The organism is Chitinophaga polysaccharea (genome assembly GCF_007829335.1).
In the GTDB taxonomy this organism is placed as follows: domain Bacteria; phylum Bacteroidota; class Bacteroidia; order Chitinophagales; family Chitinophagaceae; genus Chitinophaga; species Chitinophaga polysaccharea_B.
In genome coordinates this window covers 380,428-407,255 of sequence record NZ_VIWO01000002.1, presented here as the reverse complement: position 1 = coordinate 407,255, position 26,828 = coordinate 380,428, and the positions used below count along the sequence as shown (strand labels likewise).

Genomic DNA, 26,828 nt, shown 5'->3' with positions numbered 1-26,828 from the left:
TTACATTACTTTATCATTCAGGCATACCAGCTGTCCCATCTCCATTTTGAAGATGCTGTCTGCCACATTGAAATACCGGTCATCGTGTGTAATCACGATCACGATTTTCTGTTGCTGCTTCATTCTTGGCAGCAGTTCGAGGTAAAAGAATTCCTTGAATTCAGGATCCTGGTCGGCCGCACATTCATCAAAGAGGAAGATGGGACGGTTTTCCAGCCAGCATTGCAGGAGTGCCAGGCGTTTGGTTTGACCGCGGGATAAATTGAGGGTGCTGAAAGTATTATTATCTACCGTTACCTTGCCATTGAGCCGGAAAAGACTAATCAGCGCTTCTGTATTTTTTTTGCTGACACCTGTTTCGGTATATACTTTCCTGAATAAATAGAAATCACTGAATATTACAGAGAAATATTCTCCCAGCTCCCGGCCCGGAACCACCTTATCATTAATTTTCACTTTCCCCCTGCCTGGCACATACAGGCCAGCTAACAATTTGGCGAGCGTTGTTTTGCCGCTGCCATTGCCGCCAACTACGAACGTAATTTCGCCTTTCCGGGCTTCAAAATTAAGCGGGCCTACAAAATATTTTTCGTCCGGCGCCTGTTCGCTGCTATATTCAAACAATACTTCTTCTGCCGTAATGCTATCCACCTCCCGGTTGCTGTATTTTTCGATGACAAAGCTATCCTGTTCTATCAACTGCCGAATGGCTTCTTCGCTGTTGATGCTATTGGCGCCCATGAATTGTTGTATTCTTTTCCAGGCTACCTTGATACCTACTACTTCAGGCACTGACTTAACAATCATATTCAGTGGCCCCCATAAGAAAAGGGCGCCCATGATATAAGCTGTTACCACCTTCATATCGAGATGAAAGATAGCCGGCAGCAGGAAACAAGAGATGCCGATGCTGAGAATAAAAGCCATATCCGACACCATGGTGCGGTTGATATATTTTTTATATGCCTGATGGATCACCTCATTATAGTTAGTGCAGCTGGCATCCAGTTCCTGCCGGTAATCCCGCCTTTTGACCTGGTGCATGATCAGCTCGCGGAATCCATTGGAGAGGCCGAGCAGCTGGTCCATATATACTTCCCTGAGTTCAGATGCCCGGTGAAAATGTTTCGCTGTTTTAATGCCCATGCTGTAGTGGATAGACAGAATAACCGCCAATACTACAAAGAGCAGTAATACTGCCCAGGGATTAATAGTAAGCAGGTAGATGAGTACCAGTATGACGGTAATTCCCGCAGTATACAGGTTCACCGCGTTGTTACAAAAAACGGTGATCCGTTCAATGTCTTCGTTCAATACGGCGAACAGGCTGCCCTTCCGTATTTTTTCAAAATCACGGAAAGACGTATTGAATACTTTGCTGATGATAAGTTTATTGAGATCGAGGATCACGGTTTTGGAGATATCCAGCACCTGTTCCTTAATGATTTTGTTGGTAGCAACGTACAGGTACACACACAGGATAAAATAAAATACGAGGTAATAAAGTTTATCACCATTGCTATTGAGGTAGGTAGTGATAATGAAGATAATGCCGGCATTGGCCATGCTGGGCAGCAGGCTGATAAAAACCAGTTTGGCGCCGGGGTTATAGTATTTATTGCGATGAGGGAAAAAGTGTCCAATAAAAAATACCAGGTAGCTGAATATCAATGAGCCGGCTGCCCACAACTCAAGTGGAACAGTCGCTTCATTAGGTACCATGGGGGTCATCACCTGTGGTAGCAGGTAAATGCCTACCAGCAGGGGCAGCAGAAAAAGCAGTCCTGCCAGGAAAGTACCTGGCCAGCGAAAGTTTTTGAAGCTGCGTTGTTGCCGGATCACTCCTGCCACAATAAACCCCAGGTAGGCCACGGCTGCCGTGGTCAGGAAAATGGTGATGCCTGTCAAGATCAATGATGCTTTATTCATGTGGATGGTATGTAATATTTTTTCAATGCAAATCCGGCGATAATTCCTTCCATTACCTGTGAGGTGCCTTCAATGATTTCAAGGATTTTGGCTTCCCTGAAGAGTCTTTCTACGGGATACACATTATAGCAGCCGTTGCCACCAAACACTTGCACAGCATCGGTAGCAATTTCCATGGCGGTTTTGGAGGTATAATATTTGGCGATGATGGTTTCCATCGCAGCATCCGGATCCCGTTGCTGACGTGCCAAACCGGCCTTTCCACAAAGGGTTCTGCCGGCATGTACTTTTACGGTAGCTGCGGCAATCAATTGCTGAACAGCTCCCAGCTGGCCAAGCTTCAGACCAAACTGGGACCGGGTTCTGGCATAGCTGACCATATTATCCAATGCTTCCTGTGCGATGGCTTGTCCCGCCCAGGCAATGCTATAGCGGCCATAATCCATGGCTGCATTTACAATATGTGTAAACCCATTTCCTTCCTTGCCTAAAATATGTTCCGGTGTAACCCGTGTATCCGTAAAGGTTATTTCTGCCACATGGCCGCCCCTGTTGCCCAACAATCCGGTCATGGGCACGGTGGTTACCGTGTGATCCCGTTCTGTAATAAAGGCGGTGATACGGCCGTTACAGGTAGCCAGTACGATAAAGAAATCGGCGATACCACCTAATGATATCCATTTCTTTTTTCCCCGGATCAGGTAGTCGCTGCCCGATTTGCGGTAGCTGGTTTGAATGCCTGCAGCATCGCTGCCATGCTCTGGTTCCGTAAGTGCAAAGGCGCCTATTTTCTCGCCGGAGGCGATCAGGGGCAACCAATGGGCCTTCTGCTCTTCTGTGCCAAAACGCAAAATGGTTTCGCCTACCAGCGAAGTATGTACGGTGAGCACCGACCGGCTAGCGCAACAGGCTTTTCCTATCAGCTCTGTCACCTGGCCATAGGCCAGGCAGTCCAGTCCCAGGCCGCCGTATGCCGGTGGCAACACAGCACCCAGTAATCCTATTTCCCCCATGCGTGTAATGAGGCGCCGGGGAATACCGGATGTTTCTTCGAAGTGGGTAGCGAAAGGCCGGATCTCTTCTGCAGCAAAGCGGGCTACTTCCGCTTCCAGCGTAAGGGTAACGTTACCTGGCATGGAGCAGTAGCAGTTTACGGGTGACCAGTTGCTCCATATTACTGACAGAGCTGAAGTTGGCGATATCTATCTCACTGTTATCAATAGTGATATTGAATTCCTGCTCGGCAAAATTGAGCAGCTGCATGGCAAACAACGAGTTAACAAAGCCCTTTTCGAAGATATTGTCTGTATCTGCGAGTACAATATCATCGTCCCATACCGACATATTCTTTACGATAAAGGCCCTGATTTTATCTTTTACTTCCATGGTGCAATCGTTTAGTATTGAGTAAGAATTTTAATGTAGGCGGGGTTTTGGCGGATATTTTCGAGGGAGTGTGACAGCAGGGAGCAATCTCCCCGCTGTTGTCCCGTTTCTGTAAATCCGCCCATTTTAAAGGCCATATACATCATCCGGTTACGCCCTGTATCGCGGAATCCGGCGGTCATGGTTTTACCGCAGGAGCGTGCCTGTTCCAATATGTAATTCAGCATCACCGTGCCGATTCCCCTGGACATCACCCGGCAGGAATATAGCATCATTTCGAGGTGCCAGTTGTGTTCGGAGATATGCAGCAGGACCAGTCCTATTTTACCGTAGGAACCGTATTTATCTTTGAATTCGCATACCCAGAGCAGGTGATCGGGGGAAGTTAGTATCTGTTCCAATTCCGTGTAGCTGTACGTTTTCCCGGTGGCGTTGAGCTGGTTGGTACGCAGCGTTAATTCTTCTGCACGGGCCAGGTCATGTACTGTGGCGGGCGTGATATACAGTTCCATATTCAGCCCGGCGAGAAATGATTCTGACGGGCCCTGGAAATTTTCTTCTTCCTCTTTCCGCTGTATTTCTTCCTGGTACATTTTCCGGCGGCGCCGGGCATCTTCCGTAACCTGCGGAGGGTTAAAGCAATCGTAGTGCACCAGCTGCCCATATTCGGCTGCATCGAGGCAATATACCTCCGGGAACACGCTGTTCACCTCTTCGCGTTCAAAGGGCTGATCATCTATAAACGCAATGGCATCGATGCCGATATTGAGTTGCCTGCGGATATTGTCGATAGAAGCAGATTTGGCATTCCAGTGTATTTCCGGGTACAGGAAATATTGATCAATACCAAAATGCTTTAACCGGGTCATGGCATCCTCATAGCTGTTTTTACTGGCAATAGAATGTACAATACCTTTTTCATCCAGCTCGCGGATTACCTCTACTATCCTGTCTTTCAGGGTTACTTCTTCCGATTCAAGCAGCGTGCCGTTCCAAAGCGTATTATCAAGATCCCATACCAGGCATTTGATCGTTTTTCCTTTCATAGCAGGTTCTATTAGTCATAGACAAAAAATCCTTTTCCACTTTTGCGGCCCAGCAGTCCACCCTGTACCATTTTATGGAGCAGCGGACAGCAGCGGAATTTGGGGTCCTGGAAACTGTCATACAGGATGTTCAGCGAGTTGACTACCGTGTCGAGGCCAATCAGGTCGGCCGTTTCCAGGGGCCCCATCGCGTGGCCGTATCCCTTTCTGAAGATGAGATCCACGTCCTTAGGGCTTGCCACTTTCTCCTGTACCAGGAAAGCGGCTTCGTTCATCAGCAAGTGCGATAACCGGTTGGCAACAAAGCCGGGGGCATCTTCCACTACCACAGCCCTTTTATGGATGGATTGCAGGAAGGACAGCGTCCATTGTATGTGTTCATCGGTAGTATGTAATCCGCGCACTACTTCTACCAGTTCTTTACTGTATACCGGGTTCATAAAATGCCAGCCGGCTACTCTGCCCGGATCGGGCAACAGCGCCGCAATGCCCGTAATGGCAATACAGCTGGTATTCACGGCGTATCGCGTATGCGCCGGACAGATAGCAGCCAGGCGTTGATAGAGTTGCTTTTTCAGTTCCCAATGTTCCGGGATATTTTCGATCACCAGGTCTGCCTCTTCCAGTAAGCTTTCTTCCAGGGTGTACGTAATCCGGTCGGCATAATGATCATTTACAGGAGTAAGTGCTGATTTACCCAGCATTTTCAACATTCTTGCATCTGTTTTTATTCGCCGGGCGGCAGCTTCCAATACAGCACCGCTGATATCTTTCAATACAACGGTATAGCCGTGCATAGCCAATGTGAGTGCTACCTGGCTGCCCATAGTACCTGCTCCTATTACAGCAATTTTATTTACTATCATGGAGATTTTTTTATAAGGTATTGCCTATGCGGAGGAAGTTATCGGGTACCGGCAATAAGGGGGTAAAGTTGCGATTGCTTAAGAAAGTAGGGCGTTCCTTTTCCACGGTCGTCAATGTATTTTCAATACTGTTGTAGGTAATAATCAGCACCCTCCTATCGAGCGGCGACAGGTTGCAATTGGATGCATGAAAGATATTACCGTGAAACACCAGTGCTGTACCGGGTTTGCCGGTAGCGGCGAAAATACCGCGTTGCCGGAACCATTGGCTTAATACCTTCCGTTCAATGGTGTATTCCAGGTTGGCGCTCAGCGACGAGGTATAGGCCGGGGCGCCATCGATGCCCACGGTTGCTTTCTTCTCAAAATCTACCATCCCTAATTCATGTGTACCTGGTATCACGTAAAGCGGACCGTTGAAATCAGTGACTTCATCCAGGAAAATCATGACAGAAAGTACCCGGGGGACAGGCATGCCATCATACAGGTGCCAGTACGGAAAATCCTGGTGCCACTCCCACCATTCGCCATCAAATGCCTGTTTGATATTGATCTTTGTTTGATGGATATATACATCGCTGTTGAGCAGGGATCGGGCAATGTTGATCAGGCGCTCTACGCGGACCAGCTCTTCAAAGATTACGTTGATTTCGTGCAGCCCGTATATTGAACGTACCTGCCCGTTCTTTTCCTTTACCACATGGGGTGTTTCGCTGGCCATCAGTATGGGCAGCTGATGGAGTATAAAGGATACTTCTTCTTCAGAAAAAAGTGATTCCAGCATCAGGTATCCATCTTCCCGGAATGCTGTTTCCATTGATTTTGTCATTTTCATACAAAAGGGGTTTAATGGCGTGGATAATAGTCAGGCAGCCTTTCCTACAATCAGTTTTTTCCGGAGCTGTTTCATGATCTTTAGTCCTCCCTTACAGTTAGTGAAATATACCATCCCCGTCTTGCCACCTTTCAGTATCTCCATATAACATTCGAAATAAGGATCTGCTCCAAAGTGGTTGATGACGGTACCTTCCGGCGTATCTTTAATACCAAATCCGAGTCCCCAGGTGTCTGCATGAATGGCACGGTCTGTTACTTTCACCTGTGGTTTTTCCATCTCGTCGAGTGTTCTTTCTGATACACCATTATGCTGTATCACGGCCTGCAGGAAATGGATATAATCAACTGCGGTGGTATGCAACCCTGATGCTACCGAGGTTTCCTTAGGTTTCCATTTTTTATGCGGCACTTCAGAGCGGTCATGCCCGGTTACCGCCATGGAGTCCATCACACTGTTCCATTTGTAATAGCTGTGTGTCATCCCCAGTGGCACAAATACCGTTTGGCGTATATAATCTTCCGAATCCTCTCCTGTTATCTTTTTTACCACATGGCTCAGGTATTCGTAGCCTTCGCCGGAGTAGGAGAACCGCTCCCCTGGTGTGAACTTAATATTGAGTTTACCGTCTTTATTATTCTCCCGCCAGTTGGGAAACCCGGAAGTATGCGACAGCACCATGCGGGCGGTGATGAGTTTATAACGATCGTCGTATTTAATATCATCGTATTCCAGGTATTTATAAAGGGGGGTATCCAATGCAATTTTCCCCTGGTCTACCAGTTTGGCGAACGCGAAGGCGAATATGGGTTTAGAAAGAGAGGCGGCTTCAAAGATTGCATTGGTGTCAATCGCCTTTCCCTGGGTGGTATTACCAACGCCAAAGGCACGGTTATAGACTACCTGTCCGTTGTTGATAATGGCAATAGACAGTCCGGGGATCTTATAGTGTTTCATTTTTTCCTGGATGAAATCATCCACCTCAACAGGGGAAATGGATTGTCCTTTAAGGGTGACTATCTGTGCCCTTGCGGAGGTGTGCAGCAGGAACAGGAAACTGAGTAAGAAAAGATTTTTCATAATAGCTATCTTGTTAGGAGATGAATACATAGATTACTGCATCATAGATACCAGCACTTCGCGTTTGCCGGTAAAGGGTTTCCGGCCATGGCTTACCAAAACATTATCCAGGAGAATAAGGTCGCCTTTCTCCCAGGGTCTTACGATGGATACGCGATCCATGACATCGAGGATATGGGCTACCGTGGTATCCGATACCGGGCTGCCATCCCCAAAGGTGATATAGGTGGGTAGCTCTTCTTCCCGTTCGTACATCTGCATTAAAACATCGTACACATCGCGGCCCATATGAGAAGGATGAAACTGGTCGATCTGGTTGAACCAGACCAGCTCGCCTGTAGCCGGGTGCGGGATAATCCCTTTGCTAAATTGCATCAACTTAATACCGCCGTCTTCCTTCCATTCGTAGGTCATATTCCTTTCCCGGCAATATGCCATTACCTGTTCGCGGTCATCCATTTCGAAAGTATCCTGCCAGGATGGGCCAAAACCCGCGCCACCATGAAGATTTCGGATATACAGCAATCCTTTGTTCCGGATAGTTGATACCAACGACGCATTCATCTGTTTCAACACTTCCCTGCCATCGGCAATAGGCGTTTCACCACCGGTAGCTGCAGGCGTAATACAGCAAAAGCAGATCCTGGATGGCCAACGGGCGGAATAAGACAGTTCGTTGTGCATGGTAATACTTTTACCGGCATCATATTCCGTGGACGTATATACGAAATCAGACAGTTTGGTGCGGGGAGAGTTTCCATCTGCGTAGTCGAGGAAGCGCTCTCCCATAGACGACATCACCGTCTGAAAATCCTCCCGGGAGTGGATATCCACCCCGCTGAAAAGGATAGCCCCATTACGTTGCAGCTTACCGGCAATAAACTCCCGGTTACTGTGGTAAAAGTGTATAAGCTCATCGATGCCCGTATGTTTGGGAAAACGGATCCTCATCGGAAACAAGGTATCCTCTGAGATATCCGGGCTAAAGGGTGATTTGGTAATTTCCATAACAGTGATTTAGCAGAGCCGTGCGAGGTATCAGCAGCTCATTTGGGTTTGCATGATGGTGTTGGATATAATATCTATGATTTCGCGGGTATAATCCTTGATAAAAAAATGTCCGCCTTTGAAGTAGTGTGCTTTAAAAACGCCTTTGGTGTAATATCGCCACTGCTCTACATCGGTGGGTTTCAATATTTCTTCTTCGCCATAAAAAACGGTAATGTTACAGCTCAGCCGCGCCAGCTCTTTCACTTCAAATGTTTCTGCCAGCCGCATGTCATTGCGGATAACCGGGATAAAAAGACAAGCCAGTTCTGGTGAGCGGAAAAAGTCCTCTGAGATCCCTCCCATTTCAATCATATTTTTCTGAAACTCATCGTCGGGCATGCTGTATATCTTCAGTTCCGGTCTTGGTAAATGCAAGGGACCTTTCCCGGAAATAAATATCTGCACGGGCATGGGCATGTTTTGTTCACTGATCCGCTTTGTCAGCTCGTATACAATGATACCACCCATGCTGTGCCCGAAGAGCGCATAGGGGCCAGATTCAAATGCGGGCCGCAGTTTAATCATGATCTCATCTACTATTTCTGCGATGGAGCTATACAACGATTCCGTGATACGGCTGCCACGACCGGCCAATTCAAAGCAATGCAGTTCGAGATAGTCCGGCAGCAACGTTCTCCAGGGGTTATAAAATGAGGCGGCGCCGCCGGCAAATGGAAAACAAAACAGTTTAATCTTTTGCATATTATACAGTCAGTTGGTGATAGTTTAGTTGACATAATTTATGCGGCGCCGCTTCCCGGATAAGCGCGCGGGCCATCACTTTCGTAGAATCTATCACCGGTATATCAAATACGGTACTACGGTTAAGCGCCAGCGAAAACTCCGTACATCCCAGCACCAGCGCTTCTGCGCCTTTGTCGCGGTAGTACTGCACGGCCTTTTCCATTATTTCCATGGCCTGTGGTGTAACCGGCGCTGACTGACATTTGATACCGTATTTCTTGTCATAGATACACTGGTGGATATATTTATGCTGAAAGTCTGCCGGCGGCTTGATATAGTTAAAACCATGCTGCTGCAAAGCGTATTCATACAACCCGGTTTTATAGGTACCATCAGTGGCCAGTACGCCGATCCGTTTTGCCTGCCTGAAATGTTCTTCCAGGAAATACATCGTTTCCTCAATCATATGCAGCAATTTCACTTCTGACCTGGCTGCGTGGAGAATTCCCTGTATCGTGTGATAGATAATGGGGGCATGGGAAGTATTGCAGGCAATGCCTGCCACTGTAACGCCCTGCGCCTCCATTTGCAGGATGATCGAGGCAATAGCACAGGCGGGATTTTCATCAGCATCTCCCAGGATAAAGGCTGTTCTGTCGGGTATCTGGTCTGGCATAGATGACAGCAACATGGGTAAATGCTCCTGGTCTGAGCCGGCAAGGGTTTGTCTGAAAATATTTTCTGCCAGCATAATACCGGCATGGGGGCCGCAGCCGCCAATCACGCCTATCACTTCTTTCTTTGCCGTACGCATGTGAAAAGTATTAAGGGGTAAAAGAAAAGCGTCAGGATTGAGGTGTTGCTACGCTGGCATCTATAAAGGCGGCCAGGGAGGCGACTGTCTGGTGCATAAAAATGTCGCGGATACGGAATACGATGCCTTTCTTTCGGGCCTGGTTCAATATTTTTACGGTCACCAGTGAGTCTCCGCCCTTTTCAAAGAAATTATCGTATAGTCCTATCCGTTCTACCTTCAGTACTTCCTGCCAGATGGCTGCCAGTATGATTTCTGTGGGTGTTGCCGGCGTATCATCGCCTTTTGGCTGGCCATTATCGGACAAATGACCTTCCTGCAAGCGACCAGTTGTCAATACCGGGAGTGCCTCTATCAGGGTAATTTGGGCAGGTAACCACTGTGCAGGCAAGTATTCCGACAGCCATTGCATGGCGTCGTAGGGCGTAAATCCGGAGTTGGCCACTACCCAGGCTTGTAGCTGCAGTGTGCCTTCTGTACCGGGTTTCACCGCTACCAGGGCATCTTGTACCCCGGCATATCGCAGGAGCAAGTGGTGCGCTGCTGCGGGATTCACCAGGTGATCGTTTATTTCTATCACATTGTCCAGGCGGCCGAGGTATTCGAGGTTGCCTTCCTGGTCCCAGCGTACCAGGTCGCCGGTATGATAAGGGGTGGCGTTGCTGGCAATACACAGCTCTCCGGGCATTCCGGGCGGAACAGGACGGCCGAGGGTATCCCATACCAGGGCCGTTACATTGTTTTGTGGGCGGCCGAGGCGTATGCTATTTCCCGGCTGACTAACGGCATCGGTGATACATATACTGGTGGCAATACAACCGATGGCTGCGCCAGGTGCGTTGTATTCGTTCACGATAATACAACGCTCATTAACGGCGGCCAACTCCGCAAGATGTGCCCGTTGCAAGGGCCTTCCACTGGTGACGTATTTATCGGTCAACTTCCAAACAGCCGCCAGCTCTGCCACCAGGGGCAATGCGGAGGAAGGTAACGCGATAAAATCGTAAGGAGCATATTTTAGTAAATCGGGGTTGTCGAGCATTTCAGGCAGGGTCTGCGCCAGCATTACCACCTTCTTCCCTGCCAGCAATGAGGCCAATACAACCGTTAACCATTTATCGAAGCCAAGTCCTTCATGGGCTACGGTGGCGGTTGTTCCCATGCCCTCCCCCAGGTAGGCCTTCCCGGCCTGTTCCAGGCGGCTACCAAGCTGTGCGTGGCTTACGGTAAAACCTAATGGCAAACCATCCGCCCCGGTAGTATAACTGGTGTAAGCGGTGCTGTTCAGAGACAATGACAGATCCTTTCCTACGTCCGGCATATCTGCTGCCTGCCCCCTTATATCTATTACTGTTAGTAGTCCAGCTGGCAATCGGGTTATATCCCTATCAGTCAACAACCACTGCGCGCCCGTTTGTTTTACCACATTCCGCCAGTACTCTGGCGGTGTATCCGCATTCAGCGGCACGGCTGTGGCGCCGGATTTCCAGATGGCCAGTAAAGCAATGAGCTGCTGCGGAGAGGCGGTCATGCTGATACCAACTACATCGGCAGGTCTTACGCCTGCCTGTTGCAGGCGGCGGGCTAATTGCCCGGACCATGTTTCCAGCGCGGCAAACGAGTATTGCTCAGAACCAGCCACCACGGCGGTGACAGCACCATATGTAAGGGCCAGTTGTGCCAGCGTATCCAGCACCGTTGTGGCAGGAGGCGGCGTTGCCGGTCCCTGACTAAAGTCGGCTACCGTAGCCAGTTCTTCTTCGCTGGCAACCGCTAACTCCTGCAATGATGGCTGAATACTTTCTGCAATCGCCTTCAGCAGTTGGCAATAGTGCGCCCCCAGTCTTTCCATGGAAGCGGCGGCATATACATCGCTGTTGTATTCTACCAGCAGGGAAAGCCCATTTTGCATTTCGGTGATATCGAACGTGAGATCGAATTTGGAGGTGGTGCGATTAAACTCTTCGGGCCTGATCACCGCCTCTCCTAACCTGCTCTCCATAATCTCCGGGGTGTTTTGCAGCACAAACATCACCTGGAAAAGCGGGCTGTGATTCATGCTTCTTTCCACGCCTACAGACTCCACTATTTTCTCGAAAGGGACATCCTGGTGGGCGTATGCATCGAGGGTGGTTTGCTTTACCTGTTGCAATAGCTCCGCGAAAGACTGCTGTCCCCGGAAACGGCTTCTGAGGGCCAGCGTATTTACAAAAAAGCCGATCAATGGCTCCAGTTCCTTTTCCATACGGTTGGCTACGGGAACGCCTATACAAATATCTTCCTGGCGGCTGTAGCGGAACAGGAGCACCTTCAGGGCGGCTATTAACAGCATAAATAAAGTAACGCCCTCGCGCTGCGCCAGGTCCTTTAGTTGCGCACAAACAGTTTCATCTACCCGGTAGTGAATAACGCCACCTTTCATCGTTTCTATAGCCGGGCGCTCAAAATCGGCCGGCAGTTGCAGCAGCGGAATCCCTGTCAGGGTATCTTTCCAGTATTTCAATTGCTGCTCCAATACTTCCCCTTGCAGGTATCCTCTTTGCCAGGTGGCGTAATCGCCATATTGCAAAGGCAATGCGTCCAGTACCGGTGCGCGTTGCTCCAGCCAGGCATGGTAGTATTCCGACAGCTCCCTGGTAAGAATAGATACCGACCAACCATCTGCTGCGATATGGTGTATAACCAGGATCATCTTGTGTTTTACGTCGGATAGTTTCACCAGTTCGATGCGCAGCATATGGTCTGTGGCCAGGTCAAAAGGCTGCTGGATACTATTCACCACATGCGCCTGCCAGCGTTGCTGGTCGGTCATTGAAGGATCTTCGCGATAGATCATCTTCCACCGGTTTTCCGGCATTACCTCCTGGTAGGGCCTTCCGTCTTCTTCCCGCAATACGGTTCTCAGTACCTCGTGACGGTTCACTACTTCGCGGAAGGCATATTCCAGTGCCTCTTTATCGAGCGTACCGTTCAGCTCCAGCACCCCGGGAATATGATAATGTATACTTCCTTCCAGGCGGTCAATAAACCAGAGCCTTTCCTGGGAGAAAGATAACGGAATCCGTGCAGGCCTGGCGGATACCGCCACAGGAGCAATAGCTGGCACGGGGCTGCTGGTGCCACGATTGCTGATATAATCTGATAGTGCAGTGATCGTGGTATAGGTAAACAGGTCTTTGATAGACAGTGCAACGCCCATATCTTTCCGTATGGCAGCCATTACCCGCATAGCCATGAGAGAATGACCACCGAGGCGGAAAAAGTTATCCTGGATGCTCACCTGCGGAAGCCGTAACAACTCCTGCCAGATGGCAGCCAGCTGCTGATCGGTGGTATTGCGGGGAGCTACATATACTGATTGGATGCCAGTATTGTCCGAATCAGGCAATTCTTTCTTATTCACCTTACCACTTGTAGTCAGCGGGAAGTCGGGTAACTCCAGGAGAATATCCGGTACCATATACACTGGTACATGTTTGCCGATAAATGCGAGGATATCGCTTTTATCAAATGGCGCCCGGCAAATAACATAGGCTTGTAAGCGCTTAACCCCGCTATGATCGGCCCGGGCAATTACCACCGCCTGGCTTACTGCCGGGTGTTGCAATAACACGTTTTCAATCTCGCCCAGTTCAATCCGGTAGCCTCTTATTTTTACCTGGTCGTCGATGCGGCCCAGGTATTCGATATTCCCATTGGGCAGCCAGCGGGCCAGATCACCGGTACGGTATATCCGTTCATCGGTCCAGGCAGCGGATACGAATTTTTCTGCCGTGAGATCGTCCCGGTTACGATAACCGCGGGCCAGCCCCACACCGGCAATACATAATTCGCCCGCAATGCCTACCGGTTGTAGTTTGCCCCAGGCATCCACAATATACAGGCGGGTATTGTTGATAGGACGCCCTATGGGAATATTATCCGGGATATTGTCGTCGGGACAGTTGTAGTAAGACACTTCGATCGTGGCTTCCGTAGGTCCGTAAAGGTTAGATAATGCACACCAGGGCAGCAGCTGTTTAAACTGCCGGGCAGCAGCGGCTGATAATGCTTCGCCACTGGTAAATACCTGCCGGAGGCCTTTCAACTGCTGTAATTCCGGCGATTCCTGTATGTATTCCAGGAACGGCGTGAGCATAGAGGGTACGAAGTGCATGATGGTCACTTTCTCATTGATCATCACTTCCACAATCCGGTCGCTATACTTCTCTTCTCCCTGTTTCAGCAGGTATAGCTGCGCGCCGGTGAATGACCAGCAAAACAGCTCGTATACGGATACGTCAAACGTAAAAGGTGTTTTCTGGATGATTACATCTGTTGTATGCAGCGGGTATTGCTGTTGCCCCCAGGTAAGACGGTTTACCAGCGAATGATGTTCTATCATCACCCCTTTAGGCTTGCCGGTAGAACCAGACGTATAGATAACGTATACCAGGTCGTGCGGCTGCGGGTAGCTATCGGTGTCTACTGGCGGCGTATCCCTGATGACAGGCCAATGTGTATCCAACAGCACTTGCTCCAGGTTTTCTGCCATCGGAATACGGGAGGCCGATGACTCATCTGTCAATATTAATCGTGTATCCGTATCTGTAAGTATATAACTAATCCGGTCGGCCGGGTAAGCCGGATCAATAGGTACGTAGGCACATCCGGCTTTAAGGATACCCCAGATGCCGATGATCATTTCCAGTGAGCGGTTGAGGCAGAGGGCAATCATCTCTCCCCGGCTTACGCCCTTCGTTTGCAGGAAAGCGGCCAGCGCGGCTGACTGCTGATGCAACTCCCGGAAGGTAAGCGATTGTTCTCCGTAAGTCACCGCAATTTTACCAGGCGTTCTGGCTACCTGTTCTTCAAACAGGTGCACCACTGTGGTATCAGCCGGATAAGGGACAGTGGTATTGTTGAAGCCGGCGAGCTGGTGGCGTTCTTCCCCTTTCGTCATCAGGGGGAGCTCGTTCACTTTCTGGGAGGGGTCGCTGGCGATGGCTATCAGTAGTTGTTCATAATGTGCGGCCATCCGTTGAATGGTCGACGCATTGAAAAGGTCAGTTTTGAATTCTATGTTCACACGTAAGCCTGCGGCAACTTCCGTTACTTCGAAGGAGAAATCGAATTTGGCGGTTTCCGGTTCATAGTTTGCCTGCGATACGCTGATATTTCCGAAGTTCATCACTTCTGTAGCCGGCGTGTTCTGGAATACAAACATGACCTGGAACAACGGGCTGCGGGTCATATCACGGGCAGCACCCACCAGTTCTACAATCCTTTCAAAGGGCACCTCCTGGTACGTATAGGCGTCGAGGGTAGTTTCCCTTACCTGTTGCAAAAATTCACTAAAGGATGGCTTGCCTCCTAAATCGCTGCGCAGGGCCAGCGTATTCACAAAAAAGCCCACCATCTTTTCCACTTCTTCCCGGGTACGGTTAGCGATCGGGATCCCTACGCAGATATCTTCCTGCCCGCTGTAGCGGTACAGCAATACTTTAAAAGCTGCCAGGAGTGTCATGAAGAGGGTAACGCCTTCTTTCCGGGAGAGTGCTTTCAGCTGCGTAGCATGTTCCAATGATATGTTGTGGTGTACGATACTTCCGTGCATTCTTTCTACCGCCGGCCGGACGCGATCGGTCGGAAAGTCAAGTGGCGATACACCTTTCAGCTTACCCACCCAATAGTTGAGTTGCGTAGCCAGGGCATCGCCCTGCAGGTGTGCGCGCTGCCATTCCGCATAGTCTGCGTACTGCCAGGGCAACACCGGCAGGCGCGGACTTCTGTTCTCTTCTGCCGCCACGTATAACTCCATCAGTTCTTTTATCATCAATGACAGCGACCAACCGTCTGTTGCGATATGGTGAGTAACGGTAAGGAGTATGTGTATATCAGGCGCCAGCCGGATCAGTTCTGCCCGTAACATATAATCTGCCGAAAGATCAAATGGTTGCCGGATCTGTTCTTCCAGGTGTGCTTCCAGCAGGGTTTTATCCTTCAGGGAAGCATCGTCGGTATATTGCATGGTCCAGCCGCCTGTTTCCCGCAATAACTGGAACACCTGGTCACCTTCCTCCCGGATAACCGTACGCAGGATTTCATGCCTCTCAATAAGACTTTCCAGCGCCTGTTGCAGGGCTTGTACGTTCAGTGGTCCTTCCATTTTCACGACCACGGGCATATGATAATGCACGCTGCCCTGCAGGCTGTCTATGAACCATAATCTCTCCTGGGAAAAGGATAAGGGGCCTTTACGCAGGAAGGTGGGCGCCAGCGGCAGAGCCACTACACCTTTCTCTTCCAGTAAGGCTGCAAACTGCGCAATGGTGGTATGCGCAAAAACATCTCTGATCACTGCATTTGCTCCTGTGGCGGTATTGATGGCGCCGATAGCTCTCATCGCCATCAGGGAATGTCCTCCCCATTCGAAGATATTATCATGAATACCTATCTCTGCTACTCCCAGCAACTCTTTCCAGATCGTTTGGAGTTGCAGCTCTATGGAGTTACGCGGGCGAGCGGGTTGTTGCCGGCTTTGGCTGCGTGCTTCCATTTCCGGCAATGCTTTGCGATCCAGTTTACCGCTGCCGGTAAGCGGAAGGGCGGTCATTTCCACCAGGAACGGTGGTATCATATAAGCGGGTAAACGTTGTTTCAGGTATTCGTATATCCGTTCACGGTTGAACATTCCCTGGGGAACAATATAAGCATGCAGCTGCAATGCATCACCGGCGGTGGGTTTTGCGATCACCGCGCACTGTGATACGTCTTCGTATTGCAGTAATACTTCTTCAATCTCTCCTAATTCAATCCGATAGCCGCGGATTTTTACCTGGCTATCGATACGGCCCAGGTATTCGATGTTCCCATCCGGCAGCCAGCGGGCCAGGTCGCCGGTACGATACACGGAGGAGTCGCTCCATGGCACCCGGACAAACCGCTCTGCGGTTAGCGTTGGCCGGTTGAGATACCCGCGGGCAAGACCTTTACCGCCAATACAAAGCTCACCCGGAACGCCGATTGGTTGCAGCTGCTGATAACGGTCTGTGATATATAACTGTAGGTTATCGATGGGTTTACCAATGGGTATATTGTCCGGCACATCGGTTTTAGGACAGTCGTAGTAAGACACATCAATAGTGGCTTCCGTAGGTCCGTAGAGGTTAGACAGCGCACATCCCGGCAACAGGCGATTAAAAGCCTTCACCGCCGATGCTGACAGCGCCTCGCCACTGGCAAATACCTGTCGCAGGGATTGCAGGGACGCTTCGCATCCAGCACCGGCAACATAGTCCAGGAATGCGGTGAGCATCGAAGGCACAAAATGCATGACGGTGACCTCGTTAGCCGCTATTTCCTCCACGATCTGATCAGGGAATTTTTCGGCGCCGGCGGACAACAAGTGAACACCTGCGCCGGTAAAGAGCCACCAGAAGAGTTCCCATACCGATACATCGAAAGTAAACGGCGTCTTTTGCAGGATCTTATCCGTGCTGTTCAGCGGATACTTCGACTGCATCCAGCAGAGCCGGTTTACCAGGGCATGCTGTTCTATCATCACGCCTTTGGGCTTGCCGGTGGAACCGGACGTATAAATGATATAGGCCAGATCAGCTGGCGTATTTACTAATGGCAGGTCAGCTCCTACGCCTTTGTAAAGTGCCGCATTATTGATATTTAGTACAGTGATGTTTCCTTCAATACCGGGAGTAGGAAACTGTTGCTGTTTCAGCAGGTAGCTGCAGCCGCTGTCTTCCAGCATAAATTGTATCCGGTCTGCGGGGTATGCAGGATCAATAGGTAGATAAGCAGCGCCGGATTTCACTACTGCCAGGATGGCTACGAGCATTTCCGGGGAACGTTCGGCCAATATACCTACTACCTGGTCGGGGCCCGCGCCCAATGCACGTAGCATGGCGCCCAGCTGGTTGGCTCTGGTATTCAGTTCTTCATAGGTATAGGCGCCTCCTGACCAGCTTACCGCTATGCGGGAAGGGTGTTGGCGCACCTGTGCTTCCATGAGCTGCGCCAGCGTATTGTTTGCCTGCTCATATGGCTTTACAGTAGTATTAAATACTTCCCGGATCTGCTGTACATCACCGGCTATCAACAACAGCGGGTCTATCTTTTCATCAGGTGTACATTGCAGGTGATACAACGCTTTTTCAAAACAGGAAAGTAGTTGTTGTAACGCCGGCGTACTGATATAAGCGGTGAAATATTCGATAGCAATATTGAGGTTGCCGTCTGTCAGGTCGACATTGAAATCGAACAGTGTATTTTCCCGCAGGTAGCTTTCAAATCTGAATGGTACACCTGTTCCGCCTACCGTTGTATTATCGTTGATTTCTTTCCAGACGTGGAAATTAACGAAGTTGAATTGCGCGTCAAACAACGGATTGCCGCCGCTGTATTGTTCCCTGGTTTGTTCTACAATACTCAGTAAAGGCAGCTGATCATATTTTCGGATCAATGCCAGTTTTTCCTCCACGGCCGCCAGGTACTCCCGCCACGATAGCCCTGCCGGCACCTGTATACGCACAGGTACTGTATTCAGGAAGCAACCCAGCAGGCGCTCTCCGTCTTCCACCAGGGGGCGGCTGAAAGCCACCAACCCGGTAACAATATCATTTTCATAGGTCAACATCTTCGTGGCATATACATAGGCCGCAAAGAGCAGGTGTTTTACCTGCACCTGGTACTGCTCGGCTACCTGTTGTAACCCGTGCAGGTATTGGCTATCGAACGTGCGGAACATTTTCAGGTACTCCGGCGATTCCTTGCTGCCATTGAGTTGTAGCCGCTGATATCCCTCCAGTTCATTTTTCCAGAAGGTGGTAATGGCTTTGTTCCGCTTGCACAACAGTTCTTCCAGGATATAATCTTCGAAAGTACATTTCAGGGGCAATGGGGCAAAACCGGGGTCTTCCTTTAACCGGAAATAAACGTTGCTGAATTCCGTCATAAACGAGGCCCAGCTCCAACCATCAAAAATAGCATGGTGTGCTTCCATTGTAAATACCAGGTGCCCTGCATTGATCCGGAACATTGTAATTCGCCACAGTGGCACACTGGCCAATGGAAACGCCTTCAGCTTACTTTCTTTCAGAAACTGGCCGATCACCTGCTGCTGCGTATCCCTGTCTTTATCCATGAGATCTTCTACCTGTAGCGGCAAGGGAATTTCTTTATAGACTACATGCGCCAGACGGTTTAGATCAAATGCCGTACGAAGTGCCGGGTGCTTGGCGATCATCAACTTCAACGCCCGCACAATCAGTTCAATATCGATGTCACTGAAAAGAAAATCGAGCGTATTTTGCTCGTAGTAAACATTCAAGGCAGGATCTTTCAGGTGGTGATAACACATCCCTTTCTCGATATCGCTCATGGGATAAACCCTGTCAATATTCTGTTTTCCCTCCGCTGAAATACCAACCAGGTATTGCGATTCAAAGGTATGGATCTCTTCCAGCGCCGCTGTCTTCTCTGCCGTAGCCGCGCGTGTATCCGTAGCCGTTGCCAGGGTAATCAGTCCTCCCAGTGTTTGTACTTCATAAAACGCTGCCAGGTCGATGTTGGCCTGGAGTTGTGTATTTACTTTACTCACCAGGCGTATGGCCAGGATAGAATCTCCGCCGTGATAAAAGAAATTGTCGGCGGCATTGGCCGCCACGGTCTTAAGTACCTCTTTCCAGATATCTGCCACCATTTGCTCCCGCGGATCGTCCCAATGCTGTGCGGCTGTTTCTACAAACAGGGGCATGCGCTGTAGCGCTTTCCTGTCGGCCTTGCCATTGGGGGTAAGCGGCAGTGTATCCAATAACGTGATATAGGCAGGCACCATGTATACGGGCAACACCTGGCCAAGGGCTTCTTTAATGGTATGCTCTGTACAGGGCGCTGCCGGCACTACAAATGCGCGGAGGTACTTGTCCTGTTCCCTTTGTTGTACCAGTACCAGGGCATCCCGCACGGTGTCGAGCTTCAGCAGTTGCTGTTCAATTTCGCCCAGTTCAATGCGGTACCCCCGGATCTTTACCTGGTTGTCAATGCGACCCAGGTAAGCAATATTACCATCGGGCAGCCAGCGGGCCAGGTCGCCGGTACGATATACCGGCGTGTCGTGCCAGGGCACCGTGATAAATCTTTCTGCTGTCAGCTCCCGGCGATTGAGGTACCCGCGTGCCAGTCCCACGCCGCCAATACACAACTCTCCCGCTACGCCAATTGGCTGCAACTGCTGATGGCGGTTGGTAATATACAGCTGTATGTTATCGATGGGCTTACCAATGGGTATACTGTCAGGGACGCCTGTTGCGGGGCAGTCAAAGTAGGATACATCGATAGTGGCCTCCGTAGGTCCGTAGAGGTTAGATAGCGCACATCCTGGCAGCAGGCGGCTAAACTCCTTTACTGCTGCCGCGCTCAGCGCTTCGCCGCTGGTAAATACCTGCCGGAGCGAGGCCAGGGCAGCTGCACACCCGGTGGCAGACACGTATTCCAGGAACACCACCAGCATGGAAGGCACAAAGTGCATAACGGTAACGTTATTGGCTTTTATTTCCGCCACCATCTGGTCGGGGTATTTCTCTGTTCCGGGCGCCAGCAGATAAACACCCGCTCCTGTAAACAGCCACCAGAAAAGCTCCCACACAGATACGTCAAATGTAAAAGGCGTTTTTTGCAGGATCACATCGGTACCGGTTAAGCGGTAACGGTCGTGCATCCAGTTGAGCCGGTTCACCAGCGAATGCTGCTCAATCATTACCCCCTTGGGATTGCCGGTAGATCCGGAAGTATAGATCACATAGGCCAGGTCGGCCGGCTTATTTACCCATGGCAGGTCTTCACCACTGCCGGTATATAAGCCAGGGTCATTCAGATTAAATATGGTTACGCCAGTTGATATAGGCGGTACCGTTAGATGCGATTGTACCATCAGGTATTTACAGCCGCTATCTTCCACCATGAACTGTATTCGTTCTGCCGGGTAGGAAGGATCAATCGGTAAATAGGCGGCCCCGGATTTCATAGTACCCAGGATCGCTGTCAGCATTTCGGGCGAACGCTCCGCCAATACGCCCACCACCTGGTTGGGACCCGCACCGGCGGTACGTAGTACGTTGCCAAGCTGGTTAGCTTTGCGGTTCAACATCTCGTAAGTATATACACCATCCGGCCAGGTAACGGCAATCCGGGTGGGATCACGCTGTACCTGCGCTTCCATCAGTTGTGCCAGGCATTGCGCAGCGTTATTATATTCGCGGCTGGTAGCATTGAATTGCTGGTGAATCAGGGTAGCTTCTTCTGGCGGCATCATATCGGCCAGGTACAGTGGCTGTTCTACATGGGTAACCAGGTATTGCAGCAGCGTACAATAGTGGTGCGCCAAGCGTGCTGCCACAGCGTCATCATACCTGCCCGTTTTATATATCAGCTGTCCTTTGAGCGAGCTGTCGGTTGAGGTAAATACGAAGGTAATATCTGGCTGTACACTATCGAGATAATGCAGTTCCTGTATATTGTCTAATAAAAGGGCTACACTGAAAAGTCCCTCAGCACCAGGCACCAGGCTGTCTGCCAGTTCCTGCTGCAGTACCTCTATCGGGTAGTTCTGGTGTTGCATAGCCAGCACCATCTGTTGCCCCATGGCTTCCAGCAAAGAAGCAAAAGTAGCATTCCCCTCTATCGTCCCCCTGATGGCGAGAACGGTATTTATCAACTGGTCGGCCGACAATTCCGTTTGCCGGTATATAGGCGTCCCCGTTATCACATCGGCGTTGTCGGTATACTTACTCAGCATTACCTGCAGTGCAGCCATTAATATTACCTGCAGGGAGTAATCTGAATCATTGCTTAATAGCTGCAAACGCTGGTGCAGCTTATCTCCTATTGAAAACTCGTAGTGGTGACAGGTAGTCGCTTTGGGATCGGTGTTGTGCGCTGCAGGCAGGCTGCTATGGGGCAGTTCTCCGGCCATGATCGTTAACCAGTATTCTTTTTCCCGCTGGTTATGGATAGATGCGGCCGTTAGTATATCCAGTTGTTCTTGTCGAAACATGGAATAAAGCATTTGAAATGAATGTATATGCGGATGGGATCAGAACCGGAAGGATATCTTCTCAACCTGGTTAACGGCTGTTTCCAGCTGATGTGACAGATGAATATCCTTTAATTGTATATCGGGAGAGGATAATACTTGTGTAATAATTTCCTGGAAGTAGTCTACCAGGCGTTGTATCCGGGCCGGGGTAAAGCGCTGCGAAGCATAGGCCAGGCGGAAAACAAGGTCATTGCCGGTATCCTGCCCGTACAGTGTGAGATCAAACCGCGACGTACTTTCTGCAATCGGGTAAGGAGCAATGGTAATGCCTGGAATGTTTTCGCTGCCTACGCTCATATTCTGCAGCACCAGCATCACGCTGAACAAGGGATGCCGTTTTCCCCGCGGTAGTTGTAACTGGTGGATAATATCTTCCAGTGGATAGTCCTGGTGCTGGAGCGCTGCTAACGTATTCTTGTGTACTTGTTTCAATAAGGTATCGAACGACATATCCGGGCTGAGCTGATTGCGCAAGGCCAGCGTGTTTACAAACATACCTATCATTTTATCAAGCGCCACATGTTGCCGGCCGCTGGCCGCAGTTCCCACAATAATGTCGTCCTGCCCGCTCAGTCTCGATAACAGTATATTATAGGCAGTGAGCAATAATACAAAAATGGTGGTTTCTTTTTCCTTCGCCATTTTCTTCAGCCGCTGATAACTTTCCCGTGCCAGTGTAAAATGATGCAATGCGCCAGCAGCATGATCTGTGGCCTGTTCACCCGGCAACGATAGTACCGCCGGAGGATTGGCGAGTGCTTTGAGCCAGTACTGCTGCTGTTGCTGTACCACTTCGTTGGTGCGTTGCTGTTGCTGCCAAACGGCAAAGTCCTTGTACTGTAAAACCGGCAGGGCCGCGGGCAAATCCATATACAGAGACGAAAACTCCTTATTGAGCAACAACTGCGACAAGCCATCTGCGATGATATGATGTACATCCATCATCAGAAGATATTGCGCAGGTCCTCTCTTTACCAGCGTAACCCTTAACAATGGTGCCTCCGCCAGGTTGAAGGGGCGAACAAACCGGGATATCAATGCCGGGACAGCCTCCGTACTTACCTGGTAGTCTATACGAAAATCGACTTCCTGCAGTACTTGTTGTACTACTTCTCCTCCTACCATCTTAAAACAGGTACGCAAGCTTTCATGGCGTTGTACCATTTGCCGGAAAACCTCTTCTACCTTTCCCATATCAACCGGACCAGTTACTTCAAAACATTGAGGCAGGTTATAGCCCGTGCCTTCCGGCTGCAGTTGCTGCTGGTGGTAGATCCTGAACTGGGCCGCAGACAGTGGATAATAGTCGCGCAAGGGCGCTGGTTTTATATCCGGGGCCTCCTGTGTCATTTTTCCTTCGAGGAAAATAGCCAGCTTGCGGATACTGTTGTATTTAAAAATTTCTTCGATCGTGAGCCGGACCCTGAATTGACTGTATACTTTTGCTACCAGCCCTATCAGGTGAAACGAATTACCTCCCACTTCAAAAAAAGTACTATCGGCACCAAATTGATTGTTTTTCAGGATGCCCGCCCAGGTGTCAAACAGTTGCTGTTCCAATGCTGTTAGAGGCTGGGATACCGGTTCAGACACCGGTTGCAACAAGGCTACCAACTGATCATAATCCAGCTTTCCATTTACTTTTCTCGGGAAGGCCGACAACCATTTGATTTTGCCCGGCACCATGTAATCAGGCAGGCAGGTATGGGCATACTGCAATATTTCTTCGCTGTTGCCTGTGCCGTCGGTTACTGGCACCAGGCAGGCACAAAGCATAGTCGTATCGTTGATGGTCGTGGTAACGACCGCAGCTTCTTTTACAGATGGATGTTGCAATAATATAGTTTCTACTTCCTCTGGTTCTATTCTCACCCCCCGTAACTTTATCTGCCGGTCGATACGACCCAGTAATTCCAGGTTGCCGTCTGCCAGCAAACGGCCTTTATCACCGGTTTTAAAGATGCGACCATCAGGATTGGGATCATAAGGATCGAACATAAACTTCTGACGGGTCAATGCTTCTTCGTTATAATAACCCTTCGCCGCATAGGGCGTACTGATAAATACTTCTCCCGGTACCAGCGGATCACAGATATTCAGTTGTTCATCCAGTACCAATACCCTGGCGCCTTCCATGGGTTTCCCAACGGAAATATTTTGGCTGTCTGCATCTGCCGGCCTGATTTCATAGTATGTTTTAATCAGTGTTGTTTCGGTGGCACCATAAAAATTCACCAGCTGTATACGGGATCCGAACAGGGCGTACCAGGGCTTTAATGTGGCAGGCACAATACGTTCGCCGGAAAGGAACACATACTGTAACCGGGGATAGCTGTGGATGGTGGCAGCGTTGCTGATCAGCCCGAATATACTGGGCACGCAATGGATATACTGAATTTCCTCCCGGTTTAACCAGGCCGACAGCGTATCTGCCTGTAATACCAGTTGTGGATCTTCAGGGATACAGATAGTACCGCCGGAAAAGAGAGGAACAAAAACATCTCGCAAAAAGGCGTCGAAACCAGGAGTGATCAACTGGCTAAATCTCTCGCCAGCAGTCACTTTAAAGGTATTTATCTCCCAGTTAATAAAATGATGAAGACTCATATTCTGTCCCAATATCGCTTTGGGCTTACCTGTGCTCCCGGATGTAAAGTAGATATACAGTGCATCGTTCCGATGATAAGCTACTTCCGGGAATTCAGTATCCTCACACTCCTCTGCCTGCAGCATATCTTCTATGTAAAATATATGGATCTTCTGTTGTTGCAGTTGCGCGATGATTCCTGCTACCCCGCTATCTTCCCGGGAGGCGATCACCATGGGCAATGACACGGTATCTGCCATCTGCAGGATACGAGCGGCAGGCAACACCGTGTCCAGGGGTACAAATACGCCGCCAGCGCAACTGATACCGGTTATTGCGGTGATAATGTGTGGTTTGCTGCTGCAGAGGATGCCGACAAAATCACCTTTACTGAATCCTGGTGTGCGCAAGAGGACCCGGGTAATACAACAGGCGTTTGCGGCCAGCGTTTCATAGGTAACTTTACGGTCTCCCTGCATCAGCGCTATTTGCCGGCTATATGTGCGCAGGGCGGTTTTCAGCTGTAGTTGAAATATTTCGTTTGACATAAGCAGTTGTCAGATTTTGGATAAACGATCTGGAGAAGAAAATTACAGGTCGAATTGCTCGAGAAAGACGCCGAAAGTGAGTACCGTGATCAGCAGGTCGCTTTCAAAAGGTATATTGAGTTTAAAATCTTTTTCGCTGTATCGCTGCTTCAGGGCTTCGATGGTGTCGGGGTTAAAGTAACCGCGGCGTTTGATGGCATCATAGGAAAGCAGATCGTTTACGTACTCGTGGTTCTTTTTCAGCAGCTGGGTACTGGGAGGTGCAATGAAGCCAAATTTCTCGCGTTTGAGAATACGTGGCGGTACAATGTCTTTGGCTATTTCGCGGATGATGTGTTTTTCCTGGAAATCTTTCAACTTCAGGCCGGTGGGTATCTGGTAGGCAAATTCGGCGATATGCTTATCCAGGAAAGGGTAACGCGCTTCCACTGAATTAGCCATGGCCATGCGGTCGCCATGATCAGATACCAGGTGATCTACCATTCTCAGCTTATAATCTATATAAGAGCGTTGATGGAGTATCTCCCGGTTCCGGATTTTCTCTTTATCAATAATAAAGTGCTGCAGGCAGTCAATTTCGTGAAAATGATTACTGATCGAGCTGGCATATAATTGCTTTTTTTCATCTGAGAAGAGATGGTAATCTTTCTCATAGAAAAAATCTTCGTTGCCCCAGAGCACTTCGCGTAACGCATGTTCGCCATTCTTCGGCTGCGGCGACGCCTGGGCCATCATGCCGCGTATTTTGTCGAATTTGTAGCCTACATACCCACCAAATAGCTCATCGGCACCTTCGCCGCTAAGTACTACTTTTATATCTTTGTCCCGCACCAGGCGCGAGAGCGTCAGCGATGCGGTGTTATAGGATTCTTTTACGGGGCATTCGCAATGGTAGATGGTTTTGGGTAGCTGGGCTATCACATCCGACTCCAGGAATAATTTTTCCGAATGTACAGATTCGATCATATTCGCCACGGTACGCTGAAAATCAGCTTCGGAGGCGCTATGATCCGCAAAATCTATGGAAAAAGAATACCGGCGCACATCTGGTGTAAGATGCATTAATTTGGACGCAATCAGCGATGAATCCAATCCTCCACTCAGGTAACATCCTACGGGTACGTCTGCACGTAACCGTAGCCGGATAGATTGATCAATCAATTCATTCAGTTTCTCCACATAATAATGTTCCGGATAGGTATAGTCTGTATGCCCGATTTCCGGGTAAACAAGGTCCCAATATTCGTGGTCGGTCAGCTGACCGTCGCGGTTCAGCAATAAATAGTGTCCGTTCTCCAAACTTTTAATGCCCTTAAACATGGTTCTGGGGCTGATCAGGCCAGGAAAGGTAAATACCTGGTCCAGTGCCACGAGGTCCAGCTCCTTCTTTATCCCCGGGTACTCGAGTATGGCTTTGATCTCAGATCCGAAAACAAAACCATCGCCAGCCATGGTATAAAAGAATGGGATAATGCCAAAGTGATCACGGGCGCAAAACAGTTGCCCTTTCTTTTCATCATATAGTGCGAACGCAAACTGACCATTGAGGCGATTTAAGAAATGTACCCCAAATTCTTCATACAGGTGAAGAATTACTTCCACGTCGGTATGGGTTTTAAAGGAGTGTCCTTTTTGCCGCAGCTCTTCCCTCAGCTCAATGTAATTAAATATCTCACCATTACAGATCAGCATCAGAGAGTTGTCTTCATTGGTAAGCGGCTGCATACCACCCGACAAGTCAATAATGCTTAACCGGGTAAAGCCGAATGTAACAGGATGGCGATGCAGAAAGGCTGTACCGTCGGGACCGCGGTGGTGCAGCTTTTCTGCCATTCTCTCAATGATGGGGGGCGCCGGTTGTTGCCTGCCGGGCAACAGCATATATCCACAAATACCACACATAAGAAAAATA

At 49.6% G+C, this 26,828-nt stretch carries 13 protein-coding genes; all 13 read right to left on the bottom strand.

What is annotated here, in order from left to right; genetic code table 11:
• From FHW36_RS09525 to asnB, 13 genes are read right to left on the bottom strand one after another with little or no spacing between them, the layout of a single operon-like run.
• Positions 1–1,929 carry a cyclic peptide export ABC transporter gene (locus tag FHW36_RS09525; protein ID WP_145666199.1) on the bottom strand — a complete coding sequence of 643 codons (1,929 nt, stop codon included), beginning with the start codon at positions 1,927–1,929 and terminating at the stop codon, positions 1–3.
• Positions 1,926–3,065: an acyl-CoA dehydrogenase family protein gene (locus tag FHW36_RS09520; RefSeq protein ID WP_145666197.1), complete on the bottom strand. Its 1,140-nt coding sequence runs from the start codon at positions 3,063–3,065 to the stop codon at positions 1,926–1,928. Before FHW36_RS09520 ends, FHW36_RS09525 begins: the two co-directional genes overlap by 4 nt.
• A complete protein-coding gene (locus FHW36_RS09515; protein WP_145666194.1) occupies positions 3,055–3,315 on the bottom strand; it encodes an acyl carrier protein in 261 nt (86 codons plus the stop codon). Before FHW36_RS09515 ends, FHW36_RS09520 begins: the two co-directional genes overlap by 11 nt.
• An 11-nt stretch (positions 3,316–3,326) precedes the next feature.
• Positions 3,327–4,361, bottom strand: coding sequence for an HAD-IIIC family phosphatase (locus FHW36_RS09510; RefSeq protein WP_145666192.1), 1,035 nt, complete (start codon positions 4,359–4,361; stop codon positions 3,327–3,329).
• Between the two features lie 11 nt (positions 4,362–4,372).
• On the bottom strand, positions 4,373–5,227 hold the full coding sequence (locus tag FHW36_RS09505) for a 3-hydroxyacyl-CoA dehydrogenase family protein (protein ID WP_145666190.1): 855 nt from the start codon (positions 5,225–5,227) through the stop codon (positions 4,373–4,375).
• 10 nt (positions 5,228–5,237) lie between these two features.
• Positions 5,238–6,062 (bottom strand): phytanoyl-CoA dioxygenase family protein, encoded by an 825-nt coding sequence (locus tag FHW36_RS09500; protein WP_145666188.1) that lies wholly within the window; start codon positions 6,060–6,062, stop codon positions 5,238–5,240.
• A gap of 30 nt (positions 6,063–6,092) precedes the next feature.
• A complete protein-coding gene (locus FHW36_RS09495; RefSeq protein WP_186452368.1) occupies positions 6,093–7,142 on the bottom strand; it encodes a serine hydrolase domain-containing protein in 1,050 nt (349 codons plus the stop codon).
• 33 nt (positions 7,143–7,175) lie between these two features.
• Positions 7,176–8,150, bottom strand: a complete 975-nt coding sequence (locus FHW36_RS09490) for a TauD/TfdA family dioxygenase (RefSeq protein ID WP_145666183.1) — start codon at positions 8,148–8,150, stop codon at positions 7,176–7,178.
• A 30-nt stretch (positions 8,151–8,180) separates the two neighbouring features.
• On the bottom strand, positions 8,181–8,894 hold the full coding sequence (locus tag FHW36_RS09485; protein WP_145666181.1) for a thioesterase II family protein: 714 nt from the start codon (positions 8,892–8,894) through the stop codon (positions 8,181–8,183).
• A 1-nt stretch (position 8,895) separates the two neighbouring features.
• The gene (locus tag FHW36_RS09480) at positions 8,896–9,690 is read right to left on the bottom strand and encodes an aspartate/glutamate racemase family protein (protein ID WP_145666179.1); all 795 of its coding nucleotides are present in this window, start codon (positions 9,688–9,690) and stop codon (positions 8,896–8,898) included.
• A 31-nt stretch (positions 9,691–9,721) separates the two neighbouring features.
• Entirely contained in the window at positions 9,722–21,739 is a 12,018-nt protein-coding gene (locus FHW36_RS09475) for a non-ribosomal peptide synthetase (protein ID WP_186452367.1), read from the bottom strand.
• A 39-nt stretch (positions 21,740–21,778) separates the two neighbouring features.
• Positions 21,779–24,916 carry a non-ribosomal peptide synthetase gene (locus tag FHW36_RS09470; RefSeq protein WP_145666175.1) on the bottom strand — a complete coding sequence of 1,046 codons (3,138 nt, stop codon included), beginning with the start codon at positions 24,914–24,916 and terminating at the stop codon, positions 21,779–21,781.
• Positions 24,917–24,958: 42 nt separating this feature from the next.
• Positions 24,959–26,818, bottom strand: a complete 1,860-nt coding sequence (gene asnB, locus FHW36_RS09465; RefSeq protein ID WP_145666172.1) for an asparagine synthase (glutamine-hydrolyzing) — start codon at positions 26,816–26,818, stop codon at positions 24,959–24,961.
• Between the last annotated feature and the right edge of the window lie 10 nt (positions 26,819–26,828).

Coding starts and splice junctions, on each gene's coding strand:
- FHW36_RS09525 (WP_145666199.1), bottom strand. CDS start 1,929: ATGAATAAAGCATCATTGATCTTGACAGGCATCACCATTTTCCTGACC.
- FHW36_RS09520 (WP_145666197.1), bottom strand. CDS start 3,065: ATGCCAGGTAACGTTACCCTTACGCTGGAAGCGGAAGTAGCCCGCTTT.
- FHW36_RS09515 (WP_145666194.1), bottom strand. CDS start 3,315: ATGGAAGTAAAAGATAAAATCAGGGCCTTTATCGTAAAGAATATGTCG.
- FHW36_RS09510 (WP_145666192.1), bottom strand. CDS start 4,361: ATGAAAGGAAAAACGATCAAATGCCTGGTATGGGATCTTGATAATACG.
- FHW36_RS09505 (WP_145666190.1), bottom strand. CDS start 5,227: ATGATAGTAAATAAAATTGCTGTAATAGGAGCAGGTACTATGGGCAGC.
- FHW36_RS09500 (WP_145666188.1), bottom strand. CDS start 6,062: ATGAAAATGACAAAATCAATGGAAACAGCATTCCGGGAAGATGGATAC.
- FHW36_RS09495 (WP_186452368.1), bottom strand. CDS start 7,142: ATGAAAAATCTTTTCTTACTCAGTTTCCTGTTCCTGCTGCACACCTCC.
- FHW36_RS09490 (WP_145666183.1), bottom strand. CDS start 8,150: ATGGAAATTACCAAATCACCCTTTAGCCCGGATATCTCAGAGGATACC.
- FHW36_RS09485 (WP_145666181.1), bottom strand. CDS start 8,894: ATGCAAAAGATTAAACTGTTTTGTTTTCCATTTGCCGGCGGCGCCGCC.
- FHW36_RS09480 (WP_145666179.1), bottom strand. CDS start 9,690: ATGCGTACGGCAAAGAAAGAAGTGATAGGCGTGATTGGCGGCTGCGGC.
- FHW36_RS09475 (WP_186452367.1), bottom strand. CDS start 21,739: ATGTTTCGACAAGAACAACTGGATATACTAACGGCCGCATCTATCCAT.
- FHW36_RS09470 (WP_145666175.1), bottom strand. CDS start 24,916: ATGTCAAACGAAATATTTCAACTACAGCTGAAAACCGCCCTGCGCACA.
- asnB (WP_145666172.1), bottom strand. CDS start 26,818: ATGTGTGGTATTTGTGGATATATGCTGTTGCCCGGCAGGCAACAACCG.